Source organism: Lysinibacillus sp. ACHW1.5 (assembly GCF_022014815.1).
Lineage (GTDB): Bacteria > Bacillota > Bacilli > Bacillales_A > Planococcaceae > Lysinibacillus > Lysinibacillus capsici.
The window spans coordinates 1299308-1318549 of record NZ_CP091777.1 but is presented as its reverse complement, the minus strand read 5'-3'; the positions used below and the strand labels follow the sequence as shown (position 1 = coordinate 1318549).

At 35.2% G+C, this 19242-nt stretch carries 21 protein-coding genes; 13 read left to right on the top strand and 8 right to left on the bottom strand.

What is annotated here, in order from left to right; translation table 11 throughout:
* The first annotated feature begins 61 nt into the window (after nucleotides 1-61).
* Nucleotides 62-940, top strand: a complete 879-nt coding sequence (locus L6W14_RS06205; RefSeq protein WP_237899895.1) for a LysR family transcriptional regulator — start codon at nucleotides 62-64, stop codon at nucleotides 938-940.
* A gap of 85 nt (nucleotides 941-1025) precedes the next feature.
* Here L6W14_RS06205 and L6W14_RS06200 read toward each other — a convergent pair whose 3' ends face one another.
* On the bottom strand, nucleotides 1026-2627 hold the full coding sequence (locus L6W14_RS06200) for a Na/Pi cotransporter family protein (RefSeq protein WP_193767297.1): 1602 nt from the start codon (nucleotides 2625-2627) through the stop codon (nucleotides 1026-1028).
* 278 nt (nucleotides 2628-2905) lie between these two features.
* On the opposite strand from L6W14_RS06200, the gene L6W14_RS06195 reads away from it, so the two are divergent.
* Nucleotides 2906-3211, top strand: a complete 306-nt coding sequence (locus L6W14_RS06195; protein WP_131519593.1) for a hypothetical protein — start codon at nucleotides 2906-2908, stop codon at nucleotides 3209-3211.
* 4 nt (nucleotides 3212-3215) lie between these two features.
* Here the strand turns inward: L6W14_RS06195 and L6W14_RS06190 are convergent, their stop codons facing one another.
* The 5 genes from L6W14_RS06190 to L6W14_RS06170 form a co-directional block, all read right to left on the bottom strand.
* Nucleotides 3216-4727, bottom strand: a complete 1512-nt coding sequence (locus tag L6W14_RS06190; protein WP_281115312.1) for a sensor histidine kinase — start codon at nucleotides 4725-4727, stop codon at nucleotides 3216-3218.
* The gene (locus tag L6W14_RS06185) at nucleotides 4711-5412 is read right to left on the bottom strand and encodes a response regulator transcription factor (RefSeq protein WP_131519591.1); all 702 of its coding nucleotides are present in this window, start codon (nucleotides 5410-5412) and stop codon (nucleotides 4711-4713) included. Before L6W14_RS06185 ends, L6W14_RS06190 begins: the two co-directional genes overlap by 17 nt.
* 53 nt (nucleotides 5413-5465) lie before the next feature.
* The gene (locus L6W14_RS06180; protein WP_237899893.1) at nucleotides 5466-6053 is read right to left on the bottom strand and encodes a DedA family protein; all 588 of its coding nucleotides are present in this window, start codon (nucleotides 6051-6053) and stop codon (nucleotides 5466-5468) included.
* Nucleotides 6053-6625, bottom strand: a complete 573-nt coding sequence (locus tag L6W14_RS06175) for a class I SAM-dependent methyltransferase (protein ID WP_131519589.1) — start codon at nucleotides 6623-6625, stop codon at nucleotides 6053-6055. The genes L6W14_RS06180 and L6W14_RS06175 overlap by 1 nt, the downstream gene beginning before the upstream one ends.
* A 451-nt stretch (nucleotides 6626-7076) precedes the next feature.
* Entirely contained in the window at nucleotides 7077-7298 is a 222-nt protein-coding gene (locus L6W14_RS06170; RefSeq protein WP_237899891.1) for a hypothetical protein, read from the bottom strand.
* A gap of 428 nt (nucleotides 7299-7726) precedes the next feature.
* On the opposite strand from L6W14_RS06170, the gene L6W14_RS06165 reads away from it, so the two are divergent.
* The 4 genes from L6W14_RS06165 (at nucleotide 7727) to L6W14_RS06150 (ending at nucleotide 11102) form a co-directional block, all read left to right on the top strand.
* A complete protein-coding gene (locus L6W14_RS06165) occupies nucleotides 7727-8626 on the top strand; it encodes a hypothetical protein (RefSeq protein ID WP_131519588.1) in 900 nt (299 codons plus the stop codon).
* Nucleotides 8627-8763: 137 nt separating this feature from the next.
* Nucleotides 8764-9399 carry a TetR/AcrR family transcriptional regulator gene (locus tag L6W14_RS06160; protein WP_237899889.1) on the top strand — a complete coding sequence of 212 codons (636 nt, stop codon included), beginning with the start codon at nucleotides 8764-8766 and terminating at the stop codon, nucleotides 9397-9399.
* A gap of 21 nt (nucleotides 9400-9420) precedes the next feature.
* On the top strand, nucleotides 9421-10302 hold the full coding sequence (locus L6W14_RS06155) for an ABC transporter ATP-binding protein (protein WP_237900932.1): 882 nt from the start codon (nucleotides 9421-9423) through the stop codon (nucleotides 10300-10302).
* Between the two features lie 2 nt (nucleotides 10303-10304).
* A complete protein-coding gene (locus tag L6W14_RS06150) occupies nucleotides 10305-11102 on the top strand; it encodes an ABC transporter permease subunit (protein ID WP_175400711.1) in 798 nt (265 codons plus the stop codon).
* A gap of 39 nt (nucleotides 11103-11141) precedes the next feature.
* On the opposite strand, the gene L6W14_RS06145 is transcribed toward L6W14_RS06150, so the two are convergent.
* Nucleotides 11142-11738, bottom strand: a complete 597-nt coding sequence (locus tag L6W14_RS06145) for a TetR/AcrR family transcriptional regulator (protein WP_237899887.1) — start codon at nucleotides 11736-11738, stop codon at nucleotides 11142-11144.
* Between the two features lie 116 nt (nucleotides 11739-11854).
* Between L6W14_RS06145 and L6W14_RS06140 the strand changes: the two genes are divergently transcribed.
* From L6W14_RS06140 to L6W14_RS06115, 6 genes are all read left to right on the top strand, one after another.
* The gene (locus L6W14_RS06140; RefSeq protein ID WP_131519583.1) at nucleotides 11855-12583 is read left to right on the top strand and encodes an ABC transporter ATP-binding protein; all 729 of its coding nucleotides are present in this window, start codon (nucleotides 11855-11857) and stop codon (nucleotides 12581-12583) included.
* Complete coding sequence (locus tag L6W14_RS06135; RefSeq protein ID WP_237899885.1) at nucleotides 12580-13596, top strand: ABC transporter permease; 1017 nt, start codon at nucleotides 12580-12582, stop codon at nucleotides 13594-13596. Before L6W14_RS06140 ends, L6W14_RS06135 begins: the two co-directional genes overlap by 4 nt.
* A gap of 159 nt (nucleotides 13597-13755) precedes the next feature.
* Nucleotides 13756-14628: an ABC transporter ATP-binding protein gene (locus L6W14_RS06130; protein WP_237899883.1), complete on the top strand. Its 873-nt coding sequence runs from the start codon at nucleotides 13756-13758 to the stop codon at nucleotides 14626-14628.
* Between the two features lie 18 nt (nucleotides 14629-14646).
* Entirely contained in the window at nucleotides 14647-15345 is a 699-nt protein-coding gene (locus L6W14_RS06125) for an ABC transporter permease (protein ID WP_112117598.1), read from the top strand.
* A 32-nt stretch (nucleotides 15346-15377) separates the two neighbouring features.
* Nucleotides 15378-16097 (top strand): response regulator transcription factor, encoded by a 720-nt coding sequence (locus tag L6W14_RS06120; protein ID WP_115673491.1) that lies wholly within the window; start codon nucleotides 15378-15380, stop codon nucleotides 16095-16097.
* Nucleotides 16098-16106: 9 nt separating this feature from the next.
* Nucleotides 16107-17549, top strand: coding sequence for a sensor histidine kinase (locus L6W14_RS06115; RefSeq protein ID WP_237899881.1), 1443 nt, complete (start codon nucleotides 16107-16109; stop codon nucleotides 17547-17549).
* A gap of 13 nt (nucleotides 17550-17562) precedes the next feature.
* Here L6W14_RS06115 and L6W14_RS06110 read toward each other — a convergent pair whose 3' ends face one another.
* Entirely contained in the window at nucleotides 17563-18321 is a 759-nt protein-coding gene (locus L6W14_RS06110) for a DUF4184 family protein (protein ID WP_237899879.1), read from the bottom strand.
* A 159-nt stretch (nucleotides 18322-18480) separates the two neighbouring features.
* Between L6W14_RS06110 and L6W14_RS06105 the strand changes: the two genes are divergently transcribed.
* Nucleotides 18481-19239 carry an ABC transporter ATP-binding protein gene (locus L6W14_RS06105; RefSeq protein WP_131519578.1) on the top strand — a complete coding sequence of 253 codons (759 nt, stop codon included), beginning with the start codon at nucleotides 18481-18483 and terminating at the stop codon, nucleotides 19237-19239.
* Nucleotides 19240-19242 lie beyond the last annotated feature (3 nt).

Sequence of the window (19242 nt, the reverse complement as noted above, 5' to 3'; positions counted from 1 at the left end):
TATCACAAATAGATCTAATTCTTTATAATAAGTATCAATAAAATTGATAACTGGAGGGCATATGAATATTAATGATTTAACGATTTTTCGAACAGTCGTCCAAACAGGTAGCTTTTCTAAAGCTGCCACAGCACTTAATTACACTCAATCCAACATCTCTATGAAAATACAAAGTCTTGAGGCACTCTACGATACAACCTTTTTTTATCGTGGACATCGAGGAATACGGCTAACACCAAAAGGAGAACAATTCTACGAGTTAGTCCTAAAAATGCTTCATCTCTATGAAAAAACCTTTGAGATCATACATGATACAGAAGAACAACGAGGCGTTTTACGAATTGGTTCAATGGAAACAACTGCAGCCTTACATTTACCAACTTTGTTAAGCACATTTCATCAAGCATATGAACAAGTGGATATCACCATATTAACAAGCCCTTCTCAGCACAATATTGAACGGGTTGAAAACTATGAACTTGATGGCGCATTTGTTACTGGACCTATTTATAGAGAAAATATAATGATGAAAGAGTTTGTCTGTGAAGAGCTTGTTATTCTCACTTCTAGCAAGCATAAACCTATTAAGCATCTCAAAGATTTAGAGGGAAGCACCGTGATTACATTCCGCCATGGCTGTTCCTATCGAGCCATCTTAGAACATTGGTTACATGAAGAAGGGATTCGACCACAAAATCGAATGGAGCTTGGTACGCTTGACGGTATTATTGGCTGTGTTGCTGCTGAGTTAGGCATTACCTTGCTACCACGTGCCATTGCGGAAAAATATATGGCAACACAAGCATTAACATTGCACAAGATAAAGAACAAGCAAGCACATATTCCTACATGGTTTATTTATCGTAAGGACGAAGTACAATCCCCCATCCTAACTTATTTTTTAGAAGCCATAGAAGCTTATGACTATCCGACAGTTTGAGGGTTCTATCCGTCATTTTAACAATTCTATCCTTCCCCTAATAAAAAAGCTGTTCAGTAGATTATCTCCACTGAACAGCTTTATATTAAGCAATAACGGTTTCCGCTATGTTAGAAGCATGATCACCGATTCTTTCTAAATTACTCACAATATCCGCAAATACAATACCTGCTGAACCTGAGCAAACTCCTTCATTTAATCGCTTAATATGCAATTTACGTAAACGTCTCTCCATATTATCAATTTCATTTTCTTTCTCTATCACTTGCTGTGCTAATGAAAGATCACGCTTATCAAGGGATTCGATAGACATTTTCACAGTATCTAATGTAAAAACAAACATATCTTCTAATTCCTTCATCGCTTGTTCACTTAAACGAACGCGATTACTATCCTTGTATTGCAGAAGCTCAATTATATTTTCTACATGATCACCAATTCGTTCGATATCACGAATATTTTCAAATAAGGCATGGTGCACTTGGGAATCATGGGTTGATAAAGATTGTTTTGATAACTCCACTAAATATTCCGTTGATTTGCGATCTAAATTATTAATGGCTTCTTCCAATTGGCCGACCTTGCCGATTAACTTAGCATCATCCGTTTTCAAAATCGTTAACGTTTCTTCTAGACCTTGAATACTATACTCGCCCATGCGAACTACTTCCATTTTTGCTTGACCTAATGCCACTGATGGTGATTTGATAAGCAAATTTTTATCCAAAAATTTTGGTTTGTATTCAATAACTGAATCTTCGCCTGGAATTAGTTTCGTTACGACATAAGCCCAAACACCTATGAATGGTAACTGAATGATTGTATTGATGACATTAAACGTTCCATGTGCAAAGGCTATTTGCATTTTCGGCTCTAAATTGAGCACCCCTGCAATCCATTCCACATAGTTCGTAAATAATCCCAATATGAGCATAAAGATAATTGTACCCACTACATTAAATAGCAAATGAGTGGCAGCTGCTCGTTTTGCTGCAATAGAAGCACCTAAAGCGGCTAGAATTGCTGTAATCGTTGTACCAATATTATCTCCAAACAAGACAGGTAATGCCCCGTGTAAAGTTATTAAATCTTCAGCATAAAGCCCTTGTAATATTCCTACTGTAGCTGAGGAAGATTGAACAATCAGGGTGAATATTGTTCCTACTAATACGCCTAAGATCGGCACATCAGACATTTGTACAGTCAAATCTAAAAATGGTTGCCAATCTCTAAGCGGCTTCATTCCACCACTCATAAGCTCTAAACCAATAAATAAACCTGCAAAGCCAAATAATACTTGCCCCATATTTTGAATGAAACTTTTCTTAAAGAAAAATAAACATATTGCGCCCACTGCCATAATTGGATATGCATAAGCACCCACGTCTATTCCTATAATAAATGCTGTAATGGTTGTCCCAATATTAGCTCCCATAATAACGCCTATTGCTTGACGCAATTTCATAAGTCCTGCGCTCACTAGTCCAACAGTTATAACGGTCGTACCTGAACTTGATTGTATGAGAACTGTAACAACAATACCAACTAGTACACCCATCAATGGATTTGTTGTAAATTTATCTAAAATATCTCTTAGTCGATCACCTGCAGCCCTCTGCAAGCCATCTCCCATAAATTTAATAGCGAAAAGAAATAAGCCTAACCCTCCAAGAAATTGGAAAATCATCTCCTGTACATTGATAGCCAATCCATTCAACCCTTTCCTTGTTGTCAGACTTTATTATTAATAGTTTTAAGCTAGCTGTACATATCATTTACAATGGATTAAATTAATGTTTACACACCCTTTACAATTAGTCCAAAAAACGGACATATTCAAATCAAATTCAACAAAAAACAAACAAAAAAACATGAAAAAATCTTCAATCAGATTTTCACATGTTTTCTTTTGACGACTGAATGCATTTCCATTAGGCTGTACTTAGACACTGAAGGGAGTTTTCTATGGATATTTTTATCGCTAGTAACCGCCAATTACCGATCCGCTACTATGTGCAGGAAGCAATTTGGATTCGACGTGGTGGCAGTATTAAGCTGCCAGATTTAACACTGCCATTTTTCGTTGAGGTAGAGATTAAAAATCAATATAATTTACATATCATTGCAGATTATATTATGGACTTTCAACGACAATACAAGCATACTGAAATCCAATTATTAATCAGAAACACAGCCACCCTTGTAACCCTGCAAGACATACTTTCACAACATAAACAAACACAACATGCTATTACTATTCTTCCATTGTAGTCTGTTATGAAGCTGTTAATGGCAATGTGATAATAAAGTACAGTGTCTCGTTTTTGTATTTTGCGTGAATCGTTCCTCCGTGAAGCTCCACTATGCTTTTCGCAATCGCTAGTCCAAGCCCTGAGCCCTCGGTTACATTTGTTCTCGATTGATCTTTTTTATAAAATCTCTCAAATAAACTAGCAAGCTCTACCGATGTAAAGGCATCACTTTGATTCGCTACACAAATACGTACATGATTTGCTTGTCCTTCAAGGGAAACCATAATTTTTCCTTCAGCTGTACTATAATTGATCGCATTGATGAGTAGATTATCAAATACTCGGACAATCTTTTCCGAATCCAGCGCAGCAAAAAAACGTCTCTCTGGAAAATGTTTTATAAAAATACGTTGTTTCTCCTCCGCTAATGGCACTAATTCCTCCATTAGTTGTTCGAGCAGCTCATTTACACAAACTTGTTGTCGCATTAAAGTATTTTTATCATTCGTGAGCTTAGTATATTCAAATAAATCGTCTATTAAATTTTTTAATTGCTCGGATTTAGAAAAGGCTATTTTCAAATATTCGTCATATTGCTTTTTCGTCTCATACTTCTCTTCTCTTAATAAACGTAAATAACCCATAATTGAGGTAAGAGGTGTTCTAAGGTCATGTGAAACATTAGTAATGAGCTCGTTTTTCTGTTGCTCAATTTTTCTCTCCATCTCGATACTTGTCATAATTTCTTCTGCCATTTGATTAACATTATCCGTTAGTAAAGCAATTTCATCCTGGCCTTTTTTCTCAATACGAAAGGCTAAATTTCCTTTTGCAATTTCCATAACCCCCTCCGCTAATGCCTCAATTTGATCCATTTTGCGTTTTGTTATAGAGAAAAATGATACGATAAACAACATAACACCAATGAAAAAAGGTATGGGGCCTTCATTCGTACTGGTGATGGCTTCTCCTTGTGGAAGCCCACTAACAAAGAAATAATAATTTTTATCTTGTAAAGTTAGTGGCACTAATGTAGTAAACTCCTTACGAGAAGTTTCGATCACATGATGGGCATTTTCAAAAGGTTGATTCATTGTAAGGTCCATGACATGCCTTATTTCTTCATGCAAATCGATTTGTTGCTCCTTTACCTGCTTTGTTTTATATAAGATCTTCCCTGTTTCATCTGTGACGACAATTTTTAATGCATTATCCTCATTTTCTATTTTTCCATTTTCTTGATTGATCAATTCTCTTAATGCTTCAACACTATTTTCTTGGGTTGCCAATGCTGCTGTATCCTGTGCATGATAATACATCATCTTCATACTACCACTATAATCCACAATCACGGTCTCATTGATATTCTCAAAAAATGGCACTACTGCACGAGCCACTAAAAAACTGCCAAGTGCACATAATAAAAACGTTGTAAATAGTTGAATGCGAATGCTATGTTGAATATTAATTTTTATTTTCGCACCAATATATTTCAGAAACCTTGGGAACTTTAAAAGCCTAAAGAACTTTTTCAACTTTATACCCTACTCCCCATACGGTTTTAATATATTGTGGATTCCTTGGATTTGCCTCAATTCGCTCTCTAATTTTTCGAATATGTACCATTACAGTATTTTCTGATTGAAATGCTTCCTCTTTCCAAACTTTTTCATAGATTTGCTCTGCACTCATGACAATGCCAGGGTTACTAACAAGCAATTCCAAAATAGCAAACTCCCTAGGTGTCAGCTTTACTCTTTCATTGTTAACAAAAACTTCATGTGTCGCTGTATTGATCCGTAGATCCCCAACTTCCAGCTCCTCTTTATTGCTGCTATTTATGCCACTCATTTTCAGATAGCGACGAAGCTGTGATTTAATGCGGGCAATTAGCTCTAACGGATTAAAGGGCTTAGTCACATAATCATCAGCACCTATTGTTAATCCACCAATCTTATCCATATCTTGAGATTTGGCCGTTAGCATAATAATAGGCATTTCTGCTATTTCTCTTACCTTCATACACATTTTAATGCCATCTACTTTAGGCATCATTAAATCCAGTACGATTAAATGTACTTTATGCTTTTTTACTAACTGTAAGCCCTCTTCTCCATCACATGCCTCTAACACATGAAACCCCTCATTTTTCAAATAAATGCCTATCAGATTTCTTATCTCTTTTTCATCATCTACAATTAAAATTGTTTCATTACTCATCGAATCCCACCATTAATCAAATATTTATCATTCATAATGTTCTTCCATTTTAGCTATTTTTTTATTTTCCGTATAGAAAAATAATAAATACAGCTAACAATCACGATGAATAACCCAAAGTAAATACCATATTTCGTAGCAATCAAAGAAATATATTCAATTTGACTGCCGAATAATAAACCTAGTGTAAAATAAATCAATGTCCAAACGAAACCTGTTGTATAGGAAAATAAGGCATATGTTTTAAAAGGCATCTTATTCATTCCCACCAAGTAAGGGAGGATATGTCGAACAATTGGAATAAAGTAACTCGGGACTAATGCAAAGTGTCCATATTGATCTAACAATTCTTTTGATTTGGATAAGTACTTTGCCCTTTTCTTTTTCACAAGCTTATCAAGTACACGATGACCAAATAGTTTTCCAAGTATAAATCCTAGAGAAAGCCCTGAAACAACGCCTAAATAAGTAAGTAAGAAAGATTTCCATATGTCCAATTTTCCTAGCGACGATAGAAAACCACCACTCATGACAATCATTTCATCTGGTAACGGCATGCCTATGATCCCTAGCCATAAACTAAAAAACAAAGCAAAATAGCCATATTGTTCAATAAATAATAAAAGATCCTTTAGCTCCATTAGCTGGCCCTCGTATTTCCTAGCCTACAGCTCAATACATAGGCTGGTGGCATATTAATCCATACTTTCTCATGTGAAATATCCTGAAAATAGGTTTGAAAAAATGATTTTTTCACAAGTGAGTATTGGAAGGTAATGAATTTTCCATTGTACAAACAATCCTTCACATTTCTTAAAATACAGCACGATACTTCCGCCTTTAACGATGTAAATGGCAGTCCAGAAATAACATAATCTACTTTTTCGATATTCAAATCCGTCAAATATTGCTTCAAATTTTCTGCTGAACCATGGATCACTACAACATTGGCTACATGAGCAAATTGCCTACGCAGTTTCTCACAAAAAATCGCATTATGTTCAATGAGAACAAGCAATGTAGCTGACTTTTTTCTTTTCACAAGCTCCTTTGTAAAGGCCCCCATCCCAGGACCAAGCTCTATAATGCATTGAGCCGTTTCAAAGCAAATAGGCTGTACCATTTTATGCGCTAATTTCTTAGAACTAGGTGATATGGCGCCTATTGTTTTTGGATGCTTTATAAATTCAGTAAGGAAGGTAATAAGCTGCATTTAGTTGTCTCCTCGCTTTGCTTTCTTTATTGGTGTTTTTAACTATAAAGAGACTTTCTTAAAGATTTGCAAGGAGAATTCTTAACTTTTTCTTAATAATTGACATTATTTAGTTAGTAGATCAACACGATCTTTATAGGGTGAAAACAAAAAAAGTCGCTCATTTTCATTTCATGAGTGACTTAATTGCTTGATTTCTATATTCATCTTCATTTTTCCGTTTACACTCTTCATCCCTAAATGCTCGTAAAATTCAATTTCATTGGTATTGAACTTACACAGTTAATTCTATAGATGTAGCCCCCCCATTCTTTACCACGTTCAAGTAACCATTTCCCCAAGATGATTGATCGCAATATAATCTTCATTTTTAGCTGTATCAATAGTAATGGCCATATTTTCCTCTCTTCTTATAAAGGCATGGTCCTTTCTTATACAACTTATTGTAATGTTAATCTTTTACTCTATGTCTCATGATTCCGTTTATACTCCCTCTTATAATTAATTGCCCTAAAACATAAAAAAATGAAACAAAGATAATGGCTCCGTCTCTTCCAAAAGGCTTAAACCAACTTCCATCATCATCTATAAAAAAATGGCCTAACATTAAAGACAAAGCAGTCATTAAAAAATTTAGGACAATGAACAAAGGTAGATGAACATTTCTAGACACTATGCCAACTCCAATGATGAAAAAAAAGAAATAACGGAAATAAGAAGCTAGCCTCTTGGTTTGAGAGGTGACTATTATACTCGTAAAAATGAAATAAAAACGGAAATGGAAATAGTGACAACATACTTTGAATAAATCTTTTCATTTCAGCTACACCTCAAAAATTATAATATGATTATTTAATTGTAATTTTACACTAAAAATAATCTTTTATCTATAAAAAATAAAATGTATAGAACGGTAATTCTTCTGTATGAACTTCCTTCTGAACATCAGTACAATTTCCCTTAAGATTCATAAAAGATTAAAAGGTACTTCGTTCTAATGACTATTTCCTACATAAAATAGGCATACAATTGCTGCCAATCGAATAGAAACCTATATAGAGTACATTTAGTCATGGGAAAAATAAAGTGGGGTGTGTAAGGATGCTTAAAGTAAATGATGCAAAAGAAATGGTACTTGAAATTGTGCAAGATGACCCATTGTATGTTGCACTGCAACATACACCTTTAGAGGAAAACCTCTATAATGATGGGTATTTAGCAGAGATCGATGAATCGAAACACTATACAATTGCAGAAGTCGCGGGCTGGTTTGATATTACAGACGCCATGCTTCGCTACTATTTAAAACCGTTTGAACAGTATATTTTTGACAATGCTTCGCCCAATACAAATAGTAATATTCGTTTAAACCTACCTGCTATATTGAGATTGCGCATGATTTTATTATTGAAGGATGAGTATCGTGTGAGGGGGATTAAATTATTGCTAGGTATTGATGATAACGGTCAACTGCTGAAACACCAAATTACCGCAACGACCATGGATTCTGAGGATTTATCACATAAAATCGATTTGCTTGGAAACGTCCTACAGCAAATGATTCAAACAGGTCTTTTTCAGATTTTGCCGAATGAAGAGCAAGGGACGTTACAAGTTAACATTAATCAGGACTTTCTTGACAAAAACATTCAACGTCTTTCGACCGATTCTGTCCTTCAAGTGGAAGAAATTCAAAAAGAAACGTTGGAGCTAAAGCAGGAAAATGAGCATCTACAAAATCAAATTACCGAGCTGCAAGAAAATAGCGTGAAGGACATTGTCCAAAAGATTAGAGAGCGTCATATAGAAAATGAAATCGTTTCTACATTACGTACAGAAGCATTACAGCAATATTCCCAAAATCATAAAGTCGGTTTTTTCACCAAATTTTTTAAGTCCGCACAAATTGAAATGGACAAAGAGCAATTCGTTCTAAGCTATATTTCAAAGCATTTAGAAGAACGTTTAGAAATTGCATTGAACAATTATTATGATAAGTAAACTGAAGCCATGGAGAGCATGAGTGAGACTATTGGAAATGGTCACAATCATGTTCTTTTTTATTTTCCCAAATCACATTGACCACAGTAGTCAATTTCTATATAATGGCATAAAATATGACGGAAAGGAGTAAAAAATTGTATCAAGCTTTTATGAATTTAACCGAAGAAAAGCGCCAAGCAATTATTAATGCTGCCTTAAGGGAATTTTCGCTCAATAACTATGCTACCGCTTCAACAAACAAAATTGTGAGCAATGCCAATATTTCAAAAGGCATTTTATATCACTATTTTGGTAGTAAAAAAAATTTATATCTTTTCTTATATGACTATACAACTACTAAATTCTCCGAGGCACTTAATCGCCAAATTGATTTAGCAGAGCCTGATATTTTTAAGCGTTATGAACAGATCATGAAAATTAAAATTGATCTCATGAAGCAATATCATGCGCTGTTTGATTTTTTGAAAAAGGCCTATGCTGAAACAAGCTCTGAGGTACGAGTTGAACTAAATCATTACAATGCCGCTTTTCAAAAAAATGCTTATGTAACTGCATTCGAAGGAATTGATACGAGTTTATTCCGAGAAAATTTGGATATAAAAAAGGCAATTGATACTATTCAATGGGTAACAGATGGTATCAGTCATCGTTATGAGGAAAGATTAAAAGCGCATGTAGATAATCAAGAGCTCTTTAATGAATTAATCGAGCAATGCATGGAAGAGGCTAGTGAATATTTTCTATTTTTGAAAACATTATTGTATCAATAAAATGGGGTGAGTGACGTGTCCATGATTGAAGTAAACCATTTAACTAAAAAGTTTGGCGATTTTTATAGTATACAAAATGTTGATCTACAAATTCCAAAGGGTGAAGTGTTCGGTTTTTTAGGACCAAATGGGGCAGGAAAATCCACAACCATACGCCATTTAATGGGTTTTTTACAGCCAACTGAGGGCTCTTGTTTCATTAACGGTTTAAATTGTCGGGAGGCATCTGCAACCATCCAACAAGTTGTTGGCTATTTACCTGGAGAAATTGCGTTTATTGATAAAATGACGGGTAAGCAATTTATTCACTTTATTGCTAAGTTAAGAGGGATGAATGATTACACCCATGCCGAGGAATTAATGCATTTCTTTGAATTAGATGCTTCTGGGCTCATCAAAAAAATGTCGAAAGGTATGAAGCAGAAGGTTGGTTTAGTTTGTGCCTTCATGCATCATCCCGAAATTGTCATTCTAGATGAACCTACTAGTGGTTTAGACCCGCTCATGCAAACAAAATTTATTGAATTCATTTTAGCTGAAAAGGACAAAGGAACGACCATTTTCATGTCCTCTCATATGATTGAAGAAGTAGAGAAAACTTGTGATCGTGTAGCGATTATTAATGCAGGTAAAATCGTGGCGACTGAAACCATTACAGATCTAAAGAAACGTAAATCTAAAAAATACATGCTTGAGTTTCAAGATGAGCAAGAGCTCACTCGCTTCCTTGATGAGGAATATGTACTTGAACGTATCTCTTCTACAAAAGTTATGATTACTATAATGGGAGACCTTCAAGCATTTCTCCATACGCTATCTAACTATAAAATTATAGACTTAGACGTTATTTCCCAGTCACTAGAAGATATTTTTATGCATTATTACGAAAGTGGAGGTGCTTAATCATGAATTTTACCTTATTCAAGCATGAGTTATTTGCCTCTCTTAAACTATTCACCATAATTATCGGTGTACTAATGCTATATATTGTCAGTGTAATTTATATGTATAACCCAGAAATGACGGATACACTAAAAAAATTAACAGAAACAATGCCTGAGATGATGGCAGCCTTTGGTATGACCAGCATTGGCGATACCTTGATAGAATTTCTCTCCACCTATTTATATGGATTTTTATTAATGATTCTTCCTTTGGTATTTTCTATCATGTTAGCCAATAAGCTCATCATGGGCTATATTGATAATGGTTCGATGGCATACTTAATCGCTACACCGAATACACGTTTTAAAATTGTCTTTACACAAGCACTATTTTTGATCATCAGTCTTTTTACACTCCTTGCTGTTACTACATTGGTCATGATTGTCTTTGCAGAAATATTATTCCCTAATGAGCTGGACATAACGGCCCTACTGCTGTTAAATTTCGGGCTATTTTTATTACACTTTGCCATTAGTGGGTTTTGCTTTCTTATGTCCTGCAGCACGAAAGATTTAAGAACATCCTATGCCTATAGTGCTGGCATTCCCATTGCCTTTTATCTGATTGAGGCACTAAGCAATATGGGTGGTTCACTAGACAAATTACAATACATTACAATCTATTCATTGTTCGATTCCGTTCAATTAATCCAACAAAATAGCTCTTGCTGGTGGATGCTAGGTACACTTTTCCTCATTGGCTTGCTTTGCTATAGTCTAGCAATTCGTTTTTTTGTAAAACGAGATTTACATCTCTAATTTCTAGCCGCTACAGATCCAGTGCTGTAGCGGTTTTCATTAAATAGTACCTACTACATTTCCTAAAAAACGTATTAATCGAAAATGTAGAGCGACCATTTCTTCTACCGTTAAGTTCTCGTTCCCCTTGTCCAACCACTCCTGAATGACCCCTAAAATGGCAGATGCTATAAAGGCTTGTAAGTATTGTTGAAACTCTGGATCCTGTGCTTCCTTGCGTATAAGCGATAATCTGTCCAAAATATGACTCCCAAAGATCATTTTCACCTTTTGTGTAAAGCTAGGGCTCCCCTGCTCTCCTAATAACATACGAAAAGCTGGTGCATGCTCTTTTATACATGTTATCACCTTGATAAATGGCTGATAGAGTTGCCCCATTTTTAAGGTTTGAAAAGCATCCAACGGCTGAACATGTTTGACATAGCGCTCTAACTCCATTAATAGCTCTTGCTGCAAATCCTCCATCACATCATATTTATCTGAATAATGTAAGTAAAACGTGCCACGATTAATTTCAGCTACAAACGCTAAATTCTTTACAGTCACACGCTCAAAGCCTACCTCCTCTACTTGTTGGATAAAAGCATTTTTAATGGCTTGCTTCGTTTCAAAATTCATTTTTTCATGTACAGACACATATTTCCCTCCATTTACTTAACACTTGCTGGCAAACTGTTGATTGTATTTGCTCACATGCTACCGTAAAATTTTTATCAAATCAACATTGTGTTCAGTGAAGGAGTGAGGACCATATGGGCAACCAGGCAATCTCTATTAAGTCTCTCGAAAAACGATTTCAACATAAGCAAGTTATTGCCCCCCTTTCTTTGGATGTTCCTAAGGGACAGTTAATGGGCTTACTCGGTCCGTCAGGCTGTGGTAAAACAACACTAATCAAAATGATTATGGGCATGCTGAAACCTGATCGTGGTGCTATTCAAGTATTAGATTTGAATGTTCCTCATAAACAATTATTAAATGACATTGGCTATATGGCACAATCAGATGCACTTTATACAGATTTAACGGGAGAAGAAAATCTACATTTTTTTGCAAAGCTTTATTCACTATCTAAAGCGGAACGAATAGAAAGAGTAGCCTATGCGGCAAGCCTCGTTCGTTTAACAGATGACTTACGACTAAAAGTAGAAAATTATTCGGGGGGAATGAAACGTCGATTATCTCTTGCTATTGCCCTTATTCAAAATCCTAAACTACTCATTTTGGATGAACCAACGGTGGGGATAGATCCTGTCTTAAAAAAGGAAATTTGGCAAGAACTGATTCGTTTAAAAGATCAAGAACAAAAAACCATTTTAGTGACGACGCATGCGATGGATGAAGCGGAAAGATGTGATCAATTGGCCATGCTGAGAAGTGGACATATTATTGCACAGGGTACCCCACAAGAGTTAAAAGATCATTATCAAGCAAAAGACTTTGATGAGGTGTTTGTAAAAGCTGGAGGTGACGTTCAATGAGAATAGGTGCTATCATCACAAGAATCATCCAACAAATGAAAAGAGATAGACGGACTCTTGCTTTATTGTTTTTAGCCCCACTTCTTGTCTTATCCTTAATGTATTTTATTTTCAATAGTGAAGAGGCTTCCGTCACACTTGTGGTCTCTAATGCGCCCGCCCCATTGATCGACAAATTAAAAGAGACTGATTTTACCATTATCGTGGACAATGATTTTTCAAAAAAACAGCTACAAGATAAAGAGTATAATGCTTGGCTAGCAGTAGAGCAAAATGTTAGGAAGTTAACTTTATTAAATGATGATCCTTCTCTGGCAAAGGCTTTAACGATGCAACTTGCTCAAATCTTACAGCCTACACAAGCCTCTATAGGCAGTATGAAAACGGACTATGTTTATGGTGATCAGGATACGGCTATTTTTGATATATTTAGTCCTATGCTCATTGGCTTCTTTGTTTTTTTCTTTGTTTTTTTAATTACGGGCATTGCCTTATTAAAGGAGCGTACTTCTGGCACATTGGAGCGTTTACTAGCGACACCGATTAAACGTTCAGAAATTGTAGCAGGCTATATGGTTGGCTATGGTTTATTTGCGTTCCTGCAAACAATTATTATCGTCTTGTTTGGTATTTATGTGCTCGATATTGTCCATGTAGGCTCCATCTGGCTTGTCCTACTCATCAATATGATGGTTGCTCTTGTCTCGTTATCCTTAGGTGCGTTGCTATCTAGCTTTGCTGCTTCAGAATTTCAAATGATGCAATTTATTCCGCTTGTTATTGTTCCTCAAGTGTTCTTTTCGGGTATTTTCCCGCTGGATAGTATGGCGGAATGGCTTCAAAACATTGGGCGTATCATGCCTCTATACTATGCTGCGGACGCATTGAATGGTGTGATGTATAAAGGTTATTCACTTTCTGATATTATAGTGAATCTCAGCATTCTTACTTGTTTTACCATTGTTTTCATTACATTAAATATGATCAGTTTAAAAAAATATCGTTCGTTGTAATCAATCCTTAAAAGTTCTGCTATTTGAAAAGCAGAACTTTTTTATGTAACTGAAATAACTAAAAACAGGAAATATAACCAATTTAATTGAAGTGAATGGTCGATTTTCATTATAATTATTTTATGGAGAAGAATTATCCAAAAATAAAGGTGTGTGAAGATGACTACTATTTTGGAAGTACAAAACATCTGTAAACAATACAATGGGAAAACAATTTTAGAGAATGTATCGTTTTCAATTGCGTCCAATCAAATCATTGCTCTAGTGGGGAAAAACGGTTCTGGAAAAAGCACCTTACTCAAGATTATTGCAGCATTCATTAAACCAGACAGTGGTTCTATTGTGAAGCATAAAACGTCTTTAAAAGTTGGCTATGTACCAGAAATAACTCCTTCTCATATTTTATTTACACCTCAAGAATATCTTTATCACATGGGCTGTATACGAGGTATGGCTAAAAAGCAGCTTTTGCAGAAGATAGAAGAATTACTTGAGATGTTTCAACTAAAAGAGGAAAAAAATACAAGGATTGTCCATTTCTCTAAAGGGATGAAGCAAAAGGTGATGATTATGCAGGCGATGCTAGAAGAAACTGATCTACTGATAATGGATGAACCATTGTCAGGACTTGATGCCAAGGCACAAAATGATTTCGAACAAATCTTAGCTAAAGTAAGAAGCAAAGGTCTCACTATCCTCTTAACCTGTCATGAAACCAAATTACTTGAAAAGCTTGTAGACTCCGTTTTACTTATTCAAGAGAATGCGATCATTCAGATAAAGGAATTCGATAGTAATCCAACACATCGATTAATTTTTGAGATTGCTAGCCTGTCATTACTCGATGAAATCATACCTTCTATGGAGATTCAACAAAAACAACTTTTAGTGAATGGACATTATGAAATAGTGACGATTGTTCCAGCAAAGGATTCAGATCAAATTTTACTGAAATTATTACAACACAATGCTTCAATTAAATATTTAGCGACTGTCCACTACAAAAAAGAACAATTCTCTTCTCATTTTTGAAAGGAGGAATCGAAAAAGATGAGCAGTTTAGTACGTTATCAATTGATAAATTATTTAAGAACCTATCACTACGTTCCACCTTTTACAATCTTCATTCTATGTCTTATCGTTAATTATACTTTTGTCCCTAACCCAATATTAGATAGTTATTCATTTACATCTCTTGTGCTCTTTTTTTTAATGGGCTGGTTTACTGTTACATTATTTCATGCTGAAGATGAAGGACAAAAAATGATTACTACCCTTCATACGAGAAAAACAATAGACTACAATTTAGGGATATTCATCATTTGTGGGCTGCTTGCCTTTAGCCTAAGCTGTGTTTCTGTCATCTATCCAATCCTAATAGAGGCATTTTTTGAGAAGCCCAAACTATTACATATTTTACTAGGTTTCTTGTCTCATTTTAGTTTATCGTTACTTGCCATTGCACTCACTGCTTTATTTACTAGGGAACTCGTGAAAAATAGGCGAAATACGTGGTGGGGTGTAATAGGCATCCTTATTATTTCTGTCGTGATCGCTACTTTAAAAGATTCTATTCTAACTGGACTTCTTTGGTTACTTCCTCCTCTTCATTTTTCATTAGAAATGATGAGTGTGGGCGATCAAATTGAAGTTATACCCAACGTTTTTTATTGGCAATACACATGGATTATAATTTATGCATTCCTTATCATTGTTTTGTTTTTTTTCCTAGTCAACCGAAGAAAATGATTTAGACATCTTACTAAGGAGAGATAGTATGTATGAGCAACGGGAACATCAAAGTACTAATTGTTGAAGACGAAAATGATATAGCTAATATTATAAGGGACTACTTAAGTGTTAATCAGTTCGATTCACATATTGTTCGAACAGGTCATGAAGCAATCCATTATTTGCAAGAATCTAAACCTGATTTCATTATCCTTGATCTTTCTCTACCCGATTGTGATGGCATTGAAATATGTCGTAAAATCCGTGAAAACAGCAATGTTGCCATTCTTATTTTAAGTGCTCGAGGAAGTGATACAGATAAAGTACTGGGATTAGGTTTTGGAGCAGATGATTATATGACAAAACCGTTCTCTCTAAGTGAACTTGTCGCAAGAATTAACGCTCATTTACGAAGACAGGATAGATGGCTTCAGCATAATGGACGGCATATGGGAGGAGATGTCATTCACATAGATAATATGGTCATAAATAAACAGGAATATATTTTTTTACGTGATAGCAAGCCAATACCACTGTCAGCAAAAGAGTTTGAACTGCTATTTTTCCTAGCTAAAAATAGAAATCAAGTTTTCTCTAAAGGTCAGTTACTTGATGCCGTTTGGGGTTATGAGACCTATGGAGATGAAAATACAATTACAGTTTATATTAGAAGGCTTCGAGAAAAAATTGAAGTCAGCCCTTCTCATCCTGTTTATCTTCAAACGGTTTGGGGAGTCGGTTATAAATTCAGTACACCCAATCACTCATAGGAGAATCAAATGCACCTAAAAAATTGGATGAATAAGTGGTTATGGGCCCTATTAATCTGTGTTGTACTATTGTTTATCGTTGTCCTTTCACTATACTTTGCAGCAGAAACTTCTCAAGAAGAATCACAAGATAAATATGTTATTAATCAAATTCGTTTATCAGTAAATCCATTATTATTGTACATAGAAGATCATTTTCCAAATTTCGCATTAAATTCAGCTGTACGTAGCACGCTACAACAAATGAGTGATGACAAGAATATTGATATTACAGTAGTTCAACTAGATGGAACAGTAAGTTACACTTCAATTAAGAATGATGTTTCAACTACTATTCATATTAAACATGATATACATTATGATTTATTTACCTCACAACAAGAGCCTGGAAAGATTAATATAGCCTTTCCGATTATGAATGGAGAAAGTAATGAACAGATAGGTAATGCTATTTTTTCCCTGAACAAGGACATTCTCTTTCCTTTAAAACAGACGAATTCCAACTCGATTCTTTTATTCGTCTTTATTGGCTTCTTGAGCCTTTTGATCATTTGCCTTGCCCTATTCATAGTAAGGAAAGTTCATAAAGATATTTTAAAGCCTTTAGATGAGCTAAAGGACAACACAGAGGAAATTGTAAAAGGAAATTACGAACAAATTACCATCCACTCGAAAATGGATGAGATTGGTGAATTGTATGCAGTATTTGATCAAATGCGATTAGAGATTAAACAGTTAGCCATCCAGCACAATGAACAAAAGCAAACTCAAAAGAAGCTCATTTCTAATATATCTCATGAAGTGAGAACTCCCTTAACCACAATCAAAGCATATTTAGACGCTATTTCAGAGGGGATTTGTCGAGATGAAGATTCGCTTATGGCCTATATTCAAATCATGCAGTCTAATACGGATAAGATGTCGAGGCTAGTTGATGATTTATTTATTCATACCTTAAAGGAGCTTGGTCATATCCCGATCCATTTAAAAGAACAATATAGCCAAGACGTTCTTACAAACATTCTGAAACCAATTCAATATTATGTCCAAACAACAAATATTCATTTTATAAGACCTACTAGTATTCCTAATGTCCTTATTCTAGTAGATGCTGATCGACTAGAGCAGGTGATCTCCAACCTTATTACCAATGCGTTAAAGCATTCTTCTCATGAAGATACCATCACCATTACTACCTATATCGAAAATCAATCACTCTATATCCAAGTAATAGATACTGGTAATGGAATGCTTCCCGAAGATATGCCTTTCATTTTTGAACGTTACTTTAGAGGTCGGCAGCCTGGAAGTGAATCAGTCATTAAAAATGAAGGAGCAGGACTTGGCCTATCCATTTGTCAGCATATTATGGAAGCGCACCATGGGTCCATTTCATTTCATAGTAAGCCTAATGAAGGCACTACCTTTACACTTATACTCCCCATCTCGTAAAAAGACTCCCGTTTTAGGAAGTCTTTTTTTCTTTCAACGTTCTTTTCTTATATGCTAAAAAGAAAGAAAGGGTAAGTATACTACAAAAAAATGAATCGATAATACGGACAACCCATATTCCATAACTTCTTAAAGGAATGCCGTTAATAAGCTGCCATAGACATACATATCCGAGCGTTAAAACAGCTAGTAAACTCCAAAAGATGAGTTTTTTCCGTGGCGATATAGCTGGTATTTTTTTATCTTTGCTTAAAGTTGCTCTGTAATATACATATCCAAAGATTAACACAATGCCAAACAAGGTACTCCCGTGTTGTAGAAATTTATAAATCGGTATTTGATAGCCAAAGAAAGTATATGTTTGAGTAAGAACTCGAAGTTTTGTCACCATAAGCCCATTTTGATGTGTAAATGAATCCCATATGACATGTGTTAACATGCCCAGCAATGCAGAGTAGCCAAAAACAAATACTTTCCATATGTTATTTCCTGCAATTTGATGGCTTTCTGTAGCTTGTAAAAACTCTGGTAAATGACTCATGATTGGCTGTTGGATAAACCGTTGATAAATCAAATAGATGAAAAGAACGAGTGGCAGATTGAATAAAAAGAACCCTGCAAAGGTATGACCAATCTCCCCTATCGGCCGACCTCTTAAAAAATATTCAAAATCTGGAGCCATACTTCCTAAAACTAATGCAGAAAAATGAATATATTTACTTTTTCGAGAAAAAGGTAAGACTGCCGCTGGATGAGCAAATGTTAAGGGCATATCTCAAACCTCCTTATTTATTACATCTATTAAATCGCATATTATAACGTTTACTATTAAGAAAGGTTACTCTGTCTGTAAGAATTTATTAATAATTTCATAAGGACTTACTAATAATTACATATTACACTAAAGAAAATGAGTTAAGGAGGCCTTATCATGGAAAAAGAGATACTGATTCGAGCCCAAAATTTATGTAAAACCTATGCAACCGGCAGCGAACAATTCCATGCTATTAAGAATATGAATGTCGACATTTATAAAGGGGATTTCACCGTTATTATGGGGAATTCTGGTTCTGGTAAATCAACGCTTCTTTATCTTTTAAGTGGGCTTGATGCCCTTACAGCAGGTGAAGTTTATTTTCAAGGAGAAAAACTTGATACCTTTTCTGAACGAAAGTTAGCTACTTTGCGTTCACAGAAGGTTGGCTATATCTATCAAAGTAGCAATCTCATTCCAGATATGACGCTACTAGAGAATATTGCTCTTCCTGGATACATCGCGAAAAAAAATAAAAAGGAAGTCATACAAAAAGCGGAGCAACTACTAAGTTTAATGGGACTTGAAAAGCAACGAAATCGATTACCCTCTCAAACATCAGGTGGACAGCAACAAAGAGCTGCCATTGCTAGAGCGTTGGTCAACAATCCTGAAGTGTTATTTGCAGATGAGCCTACGGGTAGTTTAAATTTTGATCAAGGTGTAGCAGTATTAGATACCTTAACGAATTTAAATAGAAATGGGCAATCCATTGTCATGATTACACATGATATGAAGGCAGCTTGTCGTGCGAATCGTCTAATCATCATTCAGGATGGAAAAATAGATGGGATCTTAAACTTTGAAAAATATGAACATACCAGCATACAAGAACGGGAACACATTATCTTTTCTTATGTTGCCGGGAAGGAGTAAAAA